This is a genomic window from Parasphingorhabdus sp. DH2-15 (assembly GCF_051668705.1).
Lineage (GTDB): Bacteria > Pseudomonadota > Alphaproteobacteria > Sphingomonadales > Sphingomonadaceae > Alterisphingorhabdus.
Window position 1 is genome coordinate 658,490 of sequence record NZ_CP196351.1, and the last position, 12,917, is coordinate 671,406.

Below are 12,917 nucleotides of genomic sequence, written 5' to 3' on the forward strand. Positions count from 1 at the left end.
AATGCGCTCTAATTATTGGCTGCTTCAAAATAGGGCAGGGCCGGGGTGAGCGCTACATCGCTACGCTTTTCTAACTCGCGCAAGAACCAATATTTGTGAAAACCGCCATAGGTGATGAGGACGCGCTTGCCCTGACCTTTAATGGCGTCAAGTTCAGCGGCGATATTGGCCCAATGGGCGCGGTTAATGCTTTGCCAGCCGCCTTTGCCAATATCTGTTTCAAAATATTGCATATAGGGCTGATAGCGCGCTTCGACCGCTTGGTCATAGGCCTTGCTATGGATGAAAAACGGATCATCGCCGCGGCCGTTTAATGTATTGCGGAATGTATTTTGCGCTTTTTGCCAGGCTTGCCATTGATCTGCACGGCCAGGATTGTCTCTGATGCGGTTAAGCGCAGCGCGGCGGGTTGAGGCAATATCAGGCGTCCATGCGGCTGTGCCTTTGATGACATAGTCCAATTCCTGCTGAAGCGGGATGATGGCGTCGGTATATTCAGGGAATGCGCGGGTGCGTTGTTCGGTTACCTTTCCGGTGTCTTTATAAGAAGACAAGGCCGCTGCAGTGCGGTTCGGCGGAATTTCGGTGAGGATAATGTCCGGCTTAATATCCCGAACAACTGTTTTAATAAGCGACAGCGGATATTTGCTCGATGTGCGATGGCCACTATGGATCATGCCGATCACGGTGACCTCGGTTCGCTCTCCGCGTTCAGCCTTGGAAAGACCAAGTTTCGCGGAGGGGACGCTTTGCTCCGTTTTTCCAGCGGCCTGGCAAGAGGCCAAGACCGCGGCGAAGAACATGCTGGTTAAAATGGTTGCGATATTTTTTATTCTGATGGGATAGTGCATATCCGCCTTATAGAATAAAATATGGCAATTGGCTTTATAAAATTCTGTACTCTTTTGGTTGGTTCGGACGGAGTGATATCAATCCGCGATCAGGCCGATCAGAATGTAAATCAATATTGGTGAGCCAAAGCCTAACAATACAGCCAATACCCAAAGAATACGGATCATTGTAACGTCAATTTCTGACCAGTTGGCGATTCCGCTGCATACGCCCATCAGCTTTGCATTGGCTTTGTCGAGTTGAAATTTCTTGCTCATCGTGTTGTTTCCCTTGTCTTTCGTAATGTTGTGGCTTTTTAGCGAGTTTGGTTTTTTGTTCTTACTGGTCATGATATCACGCGGTCAAATCGAAGCTGCGAAAAGAACGGTTGTGACGATGGTGAATGTGACAACAGTGGTGAAAGCGAATTGTGCGATCATTGTAGTATTCATGATATCCTCCAGGTTGAACGTGTTAGTTAAAATTTAGATGATGGAAACGAAAGAACCGAACATTGCGACGATGCCGATAACGGTCGTTGAGAAAGCGATGTGTGAGAAATATGCGGGCATTTTGAATTTTCCTTTTGATGAGTGTTGTTAAAGAACGGTGGTGAATGAAGCGAACATTGCAACAACGCCGATGATGGTTGTTGTGAAAGCGATTTGTGAGAAATATGTGGTCATTGCATTACTCCTTGGTTTGGTTTTGAACTGTCCTGATTGTTTCCTCTCTGGACAAACCATACTATGCAGAAGGCGTGCCAGTTTTTTAAAACATATTAAAATCAAATACATAGATATAATCATCATATTTTTCACTATGGATAATAAATTGTAAAATCCTATAAATTGGGAAAATTTCCCGAATGTTGGGATTTGATGAATTGCAGATGAACAAGATGGGCAGAATAACCGCAATATGATTGTCGCATGGGCCGCCCATGCCTATTGCTAAAGATATGAATAACGCTTTTCATGCATTGATGACGCTTAGTCTGACTGACTTCCGCAACCATGCGGCAAGCCAGTTAGATGGTCTGGCACAGTTAAATGTGCTGACCGGTGATAATGGCGCAGGCAAGACCAATATATTGGAGGCCTTATCACTGCTCAGTCATGGCCGGGGCATGCGCAGTGCGGCGAATAATGAGATTGCGCGCAGGGATGGTGCGGGCGGATTTGCCGTTTCCGCATCGCTTGGCAGCGCGGCTGGTCCTGTGAAGCTGGGCACCGGCATGCATGTAAAGCATCCCGGTCGCCGTCTGGTGCGCATCAATGGCAGTCAGGCAAGCCAGAATATCTTGGGCGAATATCTTACGGTGAACTGGCTGACTCCAGCGCATGACAGATTATTTGTAGAAACCGCTGGCGCGCGGCGACGTTATCTGGACCGGCTAACAGCGGCCATCCGCCCTGGCCATTTGGGCTATGTGCAGCAATATGAAGCCGCCATGCGCGAGCGCAACCGTTTGCTCAGTGATGAGCGGCTTAATGGTAAGATGATGGACCCATTATGGTTTGATGCGCTGGAAAGCCGGATGGAGCGCTATGCGGCGGCGATTGAATCGGGACGCCGTGAATTGGTCGAACAATTAGAGACGATGTTTGATGAAACCCATAATGGCGGCTTTGCAAAACCATGCCTGTCCATCGTTTCCCGCAGTGAGTATCTGAAGAATGGGACTGAACGCCCATTGACCGAAGTCTGGCGATCAGCGCGTGCAAGAGACAGAGCCGCAGGCCGCACGCTTGATGGCCCGCACCGTGATGATATGCATGTGGTGATGCGCCAGACCGGCGAAGCTGCTGCGTCATGTTCTACTGGCCAACAAAAGGCGATGCTGATCGCTTTGACATTGACGCATAGCGAGCTGGTCGCTGAACGCCGACCGCGTCTGCCCGCTCTATTATTGTTGGATGAAGTAGCGGCGCATCTTGACGCGTCGCGCCGGGCGTCTTTGTTCGAGCAACTGTCCCAGCGCAATATGCAAGTATGGATGACTGGCACAGATGCCAGCTTGTTCGCAGCATTGCCGGACCATGGCCGTTTCATTCAGGTTGAGACAGGCAGAATAGTCTCAGCGTTTAGTGGATAGTGCCAAAGCTTTTTTGCACGCTCAGCATAACAATCAATCGCTCGACCTGACGCCAATGGCAAAAGCGGATATGGTTACCGCGTTCGCGTGCGTCATCTGCATTGTCTGCTGCGTGCAGTGCCGCATTTTGCCCTAATATGGTCAGCATATTATCAGCTTCATCATAAGCCATACGGTCAGTAAATACCGGCATAGGATTTATGAGATTGCCCGTTTTTGCACCCATTGCAGAGACGGGGGCTTTCGGGTCCGAAGACTTGGACTGAGACATTAACACACCTTGTTACGTTGAGAACAAACTCGTTACCTACACAACCCTTCCAATCGCTTTTCTTTATATAGTGAATGTAAAATTAATCTTCAAAATGGATATCTTATATCTGTTTTTGTCAGATTATTCTCCGCTTCTCCGGCAATGGGCTGGAAATGCACGAGGAAAAGGCCCAAATAGCCTCCATGGATGATAAGCAAAAAAAGCAAGACGGCGCCGCATATTCGCCAACCAAGCAAGAGAGCCCCAAACGCGCCACTGCAGCAGGCGGTGTGTTCATTGCCTTGGGCACCATATTTGGCACGATATTTGGCGGCTTTGCTTTTGGTCAGCCATCTGCGGGGTTTATCGTTGGCTTGATCGGCGGTGCATTGGTTGCTGTGTTTATTGCGCTTAATGACAATATAAAGAGATAATAAATAGATAAGCAGGCAGGCGTAGTTTCACAGCCTGGTAGCAATATAGCTGATCCGAGCGCCGCGCTTATTTGTCTTTGGTGATATCCGATAATTTCTCGATCACCAGCGGGGCTATGGCCTTGGTAATCTTGTCAATACCCTCGGCATTGGGGTGAATGCCATCATCCAACATCAGCGCATTGTTGCCGATCACTTCCTGCATGAAGAAGGGATAAAGCCCGGTATCATATTTCTTCGCTAATGTCGGATAGATAGGATTGAAGAGCGCGGCGTAATCCGGCCCCAAATTCGGCGCGGCCAACATGCCTGTCAAAATTACGGGAATATCCTTCTCGCGCAATGACTGTGTCATCGCGTCAAGATTTTCGCGTGTTTGCTCCGGCTCTATACCGCGTAGCATATCATTGCCGCCCAGTCCCAATATCACCAGATCCGGCTTGCGCGGCAGCCCCTCCAAAGCAAAGTCAAGGCGGCTGCGGCCTGCTGCGCTGGTGTCTCCAGATACGCCGGCATTAAATACAAAGGCGTCAAGCCCAGCATCAAACAGCGCATTTTGCAATTCTTCAGGAAAACCTTCCCCGCGGTTCAGGCGGTAACCGGCGTAAAGACTGTCTCCCACAGCAAGCACAAGCAGCTTGGCTTCTTCGGCGCTTTTGGGGCCTTTGACAATGGCAAGCTCTGCAGGATTGGCCGCACGATCGCCTGATTGCCCTTGTCCACTCGCCGGACTTTCTGATGAAGGACTTCCACAAGCGACCAATAACAACAAAGGCAACTGGTACAGGAACAATTTGATCTTATATGGCATGTGACGTCCTGAAATTATTTCCATTTTTGAAAGCTAATGCCAAATGACCGCCCCTGAAATGGCCGCCTCCGAAGCTTTAGCGCGTGATGCGCACAATATAGTGCTCCACGCCCGCAATGTCACCCTGACTTTGGGCAGCAATGATGCTCCGGTTGAGATATTGAAAGGCATTGATCTGGATATAAAACGGGGTGAAAGTCTGGCAATTCTGGGCGCATCTGGTTCGGGGAAGTCTTCCATGATGGCATTGCTGACCGGTCTCGAACAAGCCAGTGGCGGTGAGATTTTGCTGGCTGGACAGAATATAAATGGCATGGATGAAGACCAGTTGGCGCAGACGCGGCGTGGACGCATTGGTGTGATTTTGCAGGCCTTTCATTTGCTACCGACGATGACAGCTTTGGAAAATGTCATGGTGCCATTGGAGCTGGATAGCGGTAATGACATCAGGGCGCGGGCCAGTGATGCGCTCGAAAAGGTCGGATTAGGGCACCGTATGGGCCATTACCCAACGCAGCTCTCTGGTGGAGAACAGCAGCGCGTTGCTATTGCGCGCGCAATTGTCTCTTCGCCCGATATCTTATTTGCTGATGAACCGACGGGCAATCTGGACCAAGAGACGGGTGAGGCAATTATCGACATTTTGTTTGAACGCCATTTGTCGAGCGGCACAACATTGGTCATCATCACCCATGATGCAGCATTGGCGCGGCGTTGCAACCGTATCATCACTATGCGCGACGGGCAGATTGTGGATGACCAGCTCGCAGCCGATGATGTGCAATCTGGCACCACTGCCGGACACGCATAATGCGCGCTGGTGAATTATGGACCATAGCGCGGCGTGATCTCAATGGCCGCTTCCGTGGGCTTCGGCTGCTGTTTATCTGCCTGTTTCTGGGCGTGGCAACACTGGCTGCTATAGGCAGCTTAACAACCGCTATCACGAAGGAATTGACGGACCGCGGCCAAGAGATATTGGGCGGTGATATAGAGGTCGCTTTGTCGCAGCGGCTTATCACGGATGAAGAACATGCTGCTCTGGAAGAGCTAGGCACAGTTTCCGATACGGTAAGAATGCGCGCAATGGCGCAACTGCCAGCAGATAGCATCGCGCAGCGCAAATCGGCCAGCGGTAATGATGATATTGGCACAGTGCGCGTTTTGGCTGAATTGAAAGGCGTTGATCAGGCTTATCCGCTTTATGGCCAGTTGGTTCTTGCGGATGGCAAAAGCTCTAATGGACCGGCGAGTGCGGATCAGATTTTTGTCGGCGAAGGGTTGGTCGACCGGCTGAATGTTAAATTGGGGGATAGGCTGCGTTTCGGCACAGCGGAATTTACTATCACCGGTATTTTGGCAGAGGAGCCGGACCGTATTGGCGAGGGTTTTACGCTGGGGCCAGTGGCATTGGTTTCGATTGCCGGGCTGGAGCGCACTGGTCTGGTGCAGCCGGGCAGCCTTTATGAGGCCAAATACCGTATTCGCACCAGCGCCAATGCAGATTTACAGACCATGGTGGCGTCGCTGGAAAGTGCTTTCCCTATCGCTGGTTTTGAGATTAAGAGCCGCGACCAAGGGGCGCCCGGGACTACGCGCTTTATCGAACGGTTGGGCCAGTTTTTGGGTCTGGTAGGGCTAACCGCCTTGTTGGTCGCAGGCATTGGCGTCGGTAATGGTGTTGCCTCTTATCTGGCTGGTAAACGCAGCGCGATTGCCACATTAAAAGTTCTGGGCGCACATTCGCGTGATATTACCGCCATATATTTGATGCAAATTGCCACTGTAGGCTCGGCAGCAATTTTTATCGGTGTTGCTCTTGGTGCCTTTGTCCCGTCCATTATCATCGGTTTGGCTGGCGATATATTGCCGGTACAGCCGGGTTTTAGCATTTTCCCAATCCCGCTTTTGACATCGGCATTATATGGCGTGTTGATCGCGGTCATTTTTGCGGTGCCGCCATTGGCGCGAGCACGGCACATCCCCGCTGCTGGATTGTTTCGCGGGTTGGTCGATGCCGGGCGCGGCGCAGGTTGGCGCATCTATCTGGTTTCGGCTCTGGCCTTTCTGGGCATATTTGCGCTTGTCATCATCACTGCGCGCGATCCATTATTTTCGGGCGGCTTCTTGATCACATCCTTAGCGATATTGCTCATCCTTGCGGTATTGGGTTGGCTGATACGCTGGATATCGCGCATATTACCGCGCTCACGCCAGCCATTGGTCCGTTTGGCCATTGCCGGATTACATAGGCCGGGCGCACAAACCGGCGCATTGGTTGTTGCCCTTGGCCTTGGGTTGACCTTGTTTGTTATGCTGGCTGCGATTCAAACCAGCCTGAGCAATGAGATTACCCGCTCTGTTCCAGAACGTGCGCCCAATCTGTTTGCGCTCGATATTCCCGTAGATCAGGAAACGATCCTGCGTGATCGTATCGCGCAAATCGACCCACAGGCAGAGATTAACACTGTCCCAGCGCTACGCGGCACCATTATCAGCTATGCCAATACGCGCGTAGCTGATTTGGAAGAATTACCCGAAGGCGCGTGGTTTTTAAACGGTGATCGCGGCCTAACCTATTCGCAAGATCTGCCGCAGGGCAGCGAGATTGCAGCTGGTGAATGGTGGGCGGAGCAATATGATGGACCGCCTCTGGTATCGGTTGATGCGCAGATGGCGCAGGTATTGAACCTTGAATTGGGCGACACATTGATAGTCAGTGTCTTGGGCCGCGAGATCAGCGCGACTATTTCGTCTTTTCGACAGGTCAATTGGGAGACATTAGGCTTTAATTACACCATGGTCTTTTCGCCCAATGCATTGGCGGATGCACCGCATAGCCTGGCTGCTACCGTCAGCCTGTCGGAATCCGGAAATGGCAAGCTAGAGCGCCAGATTTCAGGCATTATATTGGAGCTTTTCCCATCTTCAACTGTGGTGGAGGTGAGCGAAATTATCACCGAAGTGCGCACCATATTGCAGCAAATGGCAGCAGCGATCAGTATCGCGGCCTCTATCACCATATTATCAGGTCTGGCTGTATTGATTGGCGCCATTGCAGCAGCACGCCAGTCGCGCATTTATGACAGCGTTATTCTAAAAACGCTGGGCGCGACAAGGCGGCAGATTCTGCTAGTTCAGGCCATGGAATATGGCTTATTGTCCTTAGTGCTAGCCGGTGTGGCTATGGCATTGGGACTAACCGCCAGCTGGTATGTCATGACCCAGATTTTCGAGTTCGGCTTTGTGCCGGATTGGACCATTGTTTTGCTGACATTATTTGGCGGGGCAGGGCTGACACTTATTATTGGACTGGTCGGATCATGGCCTGTTCTATCCGCCAAACCTGCACAGGCTTTGCGCCACTTATAGTCTACTAAAGCGCCATTTTGCGGGTTGTTTCGCCATGCTGGTTTAAGCGGTTGGCCAGAGGCGCCGAAATTATCAATTGCAGCAAATGGTAAACCAGAGCCGGCAGGATGACCATGCCGCCTTCTGGTCCGGGAAACAGCAACGCCGCCATGGGCGCACCTGTAGCAATGCTTTTGTGCGAGCCTGAAAACATCAAAGCGATGCGGTCCTGTAAGCCCAGACCAGCCAAAGTGCCAACTAGCCAGCTACCGCCAAAGGCCACAACCAGCATGGCAATGGCAACCATGATGATAATCAGCAAGGCGCTGGCATCCACCACCTGCCACAAACCGCCAGCAACCGCAGAGCCAAAGGCGATATAGACCGCCATAGCGATGGCCGCTTTGTCCATAATGCCCAGCATCTTGGAACGTCGGCTGGCCCATTCCCCTAGCCAGCGCTGCATCATCTGGCCCAGTGAAAAGGGCAGTAACAGGATAGAAAATATCTTGATGGCAAATTCAGGGCCCAGTTCCGCGCCGCTACCTTCTAATGCTGATCCGGATAACAGGATAAGCAGCAAGGGTGTGACAATGATGGCAGACAGGTTGAGCAGTGCCGATGCAATTACTGATGCAGCAATATTGCCGCCAGCAATCGAGCAATAGCTGATCGCTGATTGCACGGTTGTCGGTAGAATGCCGGCAAAGATAATACCAATAATCAGACCTGCGGGCAGATAAGGGCCAGCCATGATAGAGGCAGCAAGACCGCTAAGCGGCATGATGCCGAAAACGAACAGTGCGATAAGCCCCTGCAATCGCCAGTCGCTAGCCGCTCGCACCACATCCGCGCGCGAAAGGCGCAGTCCGTGGAGGAAAAACAGAAAGAAAATGGCAATGCCAGCCACCATCTGCCCCATATCATTCCATTTGGCGGGCAGGGGCGCAAAGCTGGCAAAGACAATTGTCGCGCTGAGCACCAGAATGAAGCGATCAGGGATAAGGCGCTGTAGCAAAATATATCCTTGGGTTGTTGCGCTTAGGGCATTTTCGGTTTTGCAGCCGGTGTGGCTGAAAAGCGCGGGGCAGGGGCCGGTTGCAGAACATCGTCAACAGTAATAAATGTCTCCCGCTCTTTATTGTGCGGGTGCTGCGGCGCTTCTGTCAGGCTTAGCACGGGGGCAAAGCAAACATCGCTATGCTCCATTAGGGCGCACCATTCATCACGGCTTTTGGTAAGGAATAAGGCGGTTAGCTTGTCTTTGAGTGGGCCCCATTGGCTGGGGTCCATCTGTGCATCGAAATCACTATCGTCTTCAAGGCCTGCGCGCTTGCGCAGCTCCGCATAAAATTGCGGTTCAATAGAACCGATAGAGATAAATTTGCCGTCTGCGGTTTCAAAAGTGTCATAAAAATGCGCACCTGTATCGAGCAGATTAACTCCGCGTTCGTCACGCCACTGGCCGTTTGCCAAAAATGTATAGGTCATGGCGGATAACAATGCGGCACCATCGGTCATGGCGCAGTCTATTACCTGTCCTTTTCCGGTTTGCCGCGCGGAGAGAATGCCGGAAACCATGCCAAATGCCATCATCATACCGCCGCCGCCAAAGTCGCCGACAGCATTGACGGGAGGTGTTGGCTTCTCGCCAGCGCGGCCATAACCATGCAATGCCCCTGACAAAGCGATATAATTGATATCATGGCCAGCATAAGGCGCATAAGCTCCCGTTTGGCCCCAGCCGGTCATGCGGCCATAAACCAGTGCAGGGTTGTCGCTCAGCAATATATCAGGCCCAAGACCAAGCCGTTCCATAACCCCAGGGCGAAAGCCTTCGATCAAACCATCCGCTTGCTTGACCAAATCCCGCACTTGGGAAATGCCTTTTGCGGATTTTAGGTCAATCTCTATCACTTCACGTGAGCGGTTTAATATGTCCCGCATTTTGGGTGTGCCTGGTCGCTCTACCCTGATCACACGGGCGCCATGATCTGCCAGCATCATAGCAGCAAATGGTCCTGGGCCGATTCCTGCCATCTCAACTATCGTAACACCGTCTAATGCGCCTGCCATATCTTGCTTCCTTCTATATATGGTCCAGCGAATTGCCACTCAGTGCAATCTTGTCAACGCTATTCATACAAAGGAAGATGAACGATTGGGCAGTACCGGATGCGCTCAGATATGTGATAAATTCGCATCGGCCTTGCATAAAGAAGCATATTATTGTGCAAAAATATTGCGCAGCATATACGGGAATATGTAAAAAATTAAGGTTTTCGTAGCGTCAACATTAGGTGGGGCATCTACAAAAATGCTGCGCGAAAAAAATTGCATCGGAACCGTAATTATGACAGTTTTGTCTCAAGTGATGAATTTATGACGTGAGATTGTGAATAGTCACTGCAAACAAAATATCTTTGGGAGAAGAGGATGCAAAAGATTTGGAAGCCTGTGTTGGGCCTATGTTGTTCGGTCTCTGTGGCGTCGCTGGCCTGTGGAACAGCTTATGCTCAGGACGGTCAGGAGCCGCAAGAAGCACAATCCGACGATGAAGAGTTTGATGACAGCAATGTTATCATCGTGAACGCAACCTTGCGGGCGAACGATGTTCAGGACATTCCTATCGCTGTGACGGCTGTTACACCGGTGGAGCTGGAGCGCCAAGGCATCGCCAACATTCAAACATTGGGTGCGGTTGCGGCAAGTTTCAACATTCAATCATCCCAAACAGAGTCGCAAGGCACATCGATCCGTATTCGCGGTGTTGGTACTACTGGTAACAATATTGGTCTGGAATCAGCCGTTGGTGTTTTTATTGACGGTGTGTACCAGTCACGCCCCGGCGTTGCGCTGGGTGAACTTGTAGATATTGAACAACTTGAAGTTCTTCGTGGCCCACAAGGCACATTGTTCGGTCGTAATACCACTGCAGGTGCTTTGGTCGTCCGCAATAAACGTCCTGACCTTAATGAATATGCTGCAGAATTTGTCGCAACATATGGCAATTTTGACCTGTTCAATGCACAAGCCGTTTTGAATGCTCCTTTGGTGCAGGATACGCTGGGTGTGCGTTTCTCTGGTTCTTATCGTCGCCGTGACGGCTTTATTACCAGCGCGGCTGATGGATCTGAGTCTAATAACCGTGATCGCTTCCTTCTGCGCGGCCAGCTCTTGTGGGAGCCGTCACCTGATATTAGTATTCGTCTGATTGGTGATTATCAGCAAACTAACGAAAACTGCTGTGCATCAGTAACGTTAAGTGGTGCAGGCGGTGCGCCAGCTGCTATAACTGATGCGCTGTTCCCTGGTGGACCACAATTTCAAGGCACTGGCCCACTTCCAAACGAATTTCCGTTCCCTCTCCGTCGTGAGTCAAATTCCCAAGCATTTGTGAATGATATTGAACAATGGGGTGTTTCTGGTGAGTTGAATTGGGATCTTGGTGGCGCTGAGTTGACTGCGATCGTGTCCTATCGTGATTTCCTAGGCGAAAGTCGTCAGGATGAATTTAATGCTGGTCAGGTTTATTCGGTATCAGGCATAACCTTCCCGGATGGCACACCACCAACTTTTGATGACATTACAACATTCACTGCTGAAGCACGGCTGCAAGGCGATGCTTTTGATGGTAAACTCGATTGGTTGATCGGTGCATTTTATTCTGATGAACAAATCGTTGAGGAATTTGCACTGGGCCTTGGTCCTGATTTTGGTAATCTGATTGGGCAGTCCTTTGGCCTGCCTGGTTTCGCTCTTCAAGGTGTTGCTGATGCAGGTTCGATTTTCTCAAACGGCATCTTTGACCCGACCGATCCGGGTTTTGCTCAGGGTACTTTTGCACAAAGTCCTTTGTCACAGCAATCAGCCCTTAATCGGTTTGATCAAAGCGGCGAGTCCTTCTCAATCTTTACGCACAATATCTTCAGCGTTACTGATACGATAAGTCTGACCGTTGGTGCGCGTTATGTGGATGATTCCAAAGACGCCTCATTTGATCAGCTTTCATCAACTGGCAATGCATGTGCCGCAAGCCGCCAATTCTTTACAGGACTGGTTTCTGCTCTGGGCGCAGCTGGTGCGGGTGATCCATCTGGCTTGGCAGCTATTAACGGCGCACTAACACCCATATTTGGCGCAGCTGGTGCGGGTGCGTTACAAATACCAGCTATTGCAGGAGCAGGTAATGCGTTGAACTGCTTTGTTTTCTCTGCTCCAGCAGACCCAAGCGGTGGTACTAATCCATTGACTGCCGGTTTGCCTGTTGAATTTGCAGATAATTTCTCTGACGATGAATTTATCTATACATTACAAGCCGCATGGGAACCCAATGATGACATATTGCTCTATGCCAGCTTTACGCACGGCTATAAAGCAGGTGGCTTCAACCTTGATGCTTCCGCTGCTATCGGCGGTGCAGATCCACGCTTCAACTCTGAAGAAATAGACGCTTATGAATTGGGCCTCAAAACCACATTGCTTGATGGCCGTGTGCGGGCCAATCTGGCGCTCTATTATTCTGATCTGTCTGATTTCCAAGTTCTGGAGTTCACAGGAACGCAGTTTCAGACCTTCAACGTTGATGATGTGAGCTCTAGAGGCTTTGAACTTGAGTTTTTTGGTCAATGGTCTGATTATATCAGCACCAATTTGGCTGTTACCTACACCGATGCTGAATATGGTGATGCATGTGACGCATCATTTGTTGCTGCTGGTGGAGCCAATCCGGCCGCCGGCCTTTGTGGCTTCTCTCTGACCAATGCGCCAGAATGGACAGGCATTGTTGGCGCCACATATGATGGCCCGATTAACAGCTCTGAGTGGACAATGCTGGCCAATGTCAATCTGCGTTATGAAACAGATCGCCGGACAAGTACAAACCCGAATGATGGTGTTGGGCTTGTGCCTTTCGATATTCAAGATGCAAACTTCAAAGTGAATGCCCGTCTTGGTTTTACAACACCGGATGAAAAATTCACTATTGAGCTTTGGGGCCGTAACCTGACCAATGAAGTGACGCGTGCAATTACGTTCAACACACCTTTGGTTGGTTCTGCTGCTGCTGGTACAGCGTCACGCAGTGCGTTCCTTGAGGAACCACGCACCTATGGTGCAACACTGCGCGCCAAGTTCTAA

11 protein-coding genes are annotated in these 12,917 nt (G+C 50.7%); 5 read left to right on the plus strand and 6 right to left on the minus strand.

The genetic code is table 11. The features are described 5' to 3' along the window. Window positions 1–8: 8 nt before the first annotated feature. Together ACR9YC_RS03160 and ACR9YC_RS03165 are read right to left on the minus strand one after the other, a co-directional pair. Window positions 9–851 carry a hypothetical protein gene (locus ACR9YC_RS03160; RefSeq protein WP_438729723.1) on the minus strand — a complete coding sequence of 281 codons (843 nt, stop codon included), beginning with the start codon at window positions 849–851 and terminating at the stop codon, window positions 9–11. Between the two features lie 78 nt (window positions 852–929). Beyond that, entirely contained in the window at window positions 930–1,109 is a 180-nt protein-coding gene (locus ACR9YC_RS03165; RefSeq protein WP_438729726.1) for a PspC domain-containing protein, read from the minus strand. 665 nt (window positions 1,110–1,774) lie between these two features. Here ACR9YC_RS03165 and recF point away from each other — a divergent pair. Then, entirely contained in the window at window positions 1,775–2,929 is a 1,155-nt protein-coding gene (gene recF / locus ACR9YC_RS03170; protein WP_438729729.1) for a DNA replication/repair protein RecF, read from the plus strand. Here recF and ACR9YC_RS03175 read toward each other — a convergent pair. Further along, a complete protein-coding gene (locus tag ACR9YC_RS03175) occupies window positions 2,919–3,200 on the minus strand; it encodes a hypothetical protein (protein ID WP_438729732.1) in 282 nt (93 codons plus the stop codon). The genes recF and ACR9YC_RS03175 overlap by 11 nt on opposite strands. A gap of 185 nt (window positions 3,201–3,385) precedes the next feature. Between ACR9YC_RS03175 and ACR9YC_RS03180 the strand changes: the two genes are divergently transcribed. After that, a complete protein-coding gene (locus ACR9YC_RS03180) occupies window positions 3,386–3,616 on the plus strand; it encodes a hypothetical protein (protein WP_438729734.1) in 231 nt (76 codons plus the stop codon). 67 nt (window positions 3,617–3,683) lie between these two features. Here the strand turns inward: ACR9YC_RS03180 and ACR9YC_RS03185 are convergent, their stop codons facing one another. Further along, a complete protein-coding gene (locus ACR9YC_RS03185) occupies window positions 3,684–4,427 on the minus strand; it encodes an arylesterase (RefSeq protein ID WP_438729737.1) in 744 nt (247 codons plus the stop codon). A 43-nt stretch (window positions 4,428–4,470) separates the two neighbouring features. On the opposite strand from ACR9YC_RS03185, the gene ACR9YC_RS03190 reads away from it, so the two are divergent. Then, window positions 4,471–5,238, plus strand: coding sequence for an ABC transporter ATP-binding protein (locus tag ACR9YC_RS03190; RefSeq protein ID WP_438729739.1), 768 nt, complete (start codon window positions 4,471–4,473; stop codon window positions 5,236–5,238). Beyond that, entirely contained in the window at window positions 5,238–7,799 is a 2,562-nt protein-coding gene (locus tag ACR9YC_RS03195) for an ABC transporter permease (protein ID WP_438729742.1), read from the plus strand. The genes ACR9YC_RS03190 and ACR9YC_RS03195 overlap by 1 nt, the downstream gene beginning before the upstream one ends. A gap of 4 nt (window positions 7,800–7,803) precedes the next feature. Here ACR9YC_RS03195 and ACR9YC_RS03200 read toward each other — a convergent pair whose 3' ends face one another. Together ACR9YC_RS03200 and ACR9YC_RS03205 are read right to left on the minus strand one after the other, a co-directional pair. Then, window positions 7,804–8,796, minus strand: a complete 993-nt coding sequence (locus tag ACR9YC_RS03200; protein ID WP_438729745.1) for a bile acid:sodium symporter family protein — start codon at window positions 8,794–8,796, stop codon at window positions 7,804–7,806. 23 nt (window positions 8,797–8,819) lie between these two features. Then, entirely contained in the window at window positions 8,820–9,854 is a 1,035-nt protein-coding gene (locus ACR9YC_RS03205; protein WP_438729748.1) for a CaiB/BaiF CoA transferase family protein, read from the minus strand. Between the two features lie 360 nt (window positions 9,855–10,214). Between ACR9YC_RS03205 and ACR9YC_RS03210 the strand changes: the two genes are divergently transcribed. Continuing rightward, window positions 10,215–12,917, plus strand: coding sequence for a TonB-dependent receptor (locus ACR9YC_RS03210; protein ID WP_438729751.1), 2,703 nt, complete (start codon window positions 10,215–10,217; stop codon window positions 12,915–12,917).

Bases quoted from the DNA above. Each gene is read 5' to 3' on its own strand.
- ACR9YC_RS03185 (WP_438729737.1), bottom strand. From the start codon at position 4,427: ATGCCATATAAGATCAAATTGTTCCTGTACCAGTTGCCTTTGTTGTTA.
- ACR9YC_RS03205 (WP_438729748.1), bottom strand. From the start codon at position 9,854: ATGGCAGGCGCATTAGACGGTGTTACGATAGTTGAGATGGCAGGAATC.
- ACR9YC_RS03190 (WP_438729739.1), top strand. From the start codon at position 4,471: ATGACCGCCCCTGAAATGGCCGCCTCCGAAGCTTTAGCGCGTGATGCG.
- ACR9YC_RS03160 (WP_438729723.1), bottom strand. From the start codon at position 851: ATGCACTATCCCATCAGAATAAAAAATATCGCAACCATTTTAACCAGC.
- ACR9YC_RS03180 (WP_438729734.1), top strand. From the start codon at position 3,386: ATGGATGATAAGCAAAAAAAGCAAGACGGCGCCGCATATTCGCCAACC.
- recF (WP_438729729.1), top strand. From the start codon at position 1,775: ATGCCTATTGCTAAAGATATGAATAACGCTTTTCATGCATTGATGACG.
- ACR9YC_RS03210 (WP_438729751.1), top strand. From the start codon at position 10,215: ATGCAAAAGATTTGGAAGCCTGTGTTGGGCCTATGTTGTTCGGTCTCT.
- ACR9YC_RS03175 (WP_438729732.1), bottom strand. From the start codon at position 3,200: ATGTCTCAGTCCAAGTCTTCGGACCCGAAAGCCCCCGTCTCTGCAATG.
- ACR9YC_RS03195 (WP_438729742.1), top strand. From the start codon at position 5,238: ATGCGCGCTGGTGAATTATGGACCATAGCGCGGCGTGATCTCAATGGC.
- ACR9YC_RS03165 (WP_438729726.1), bottom strand. From the start codon at position 1,109: ATGAGCAAGAAATTTCAACTCGACAAAGCCAATGCAAAGCTGATGGGC.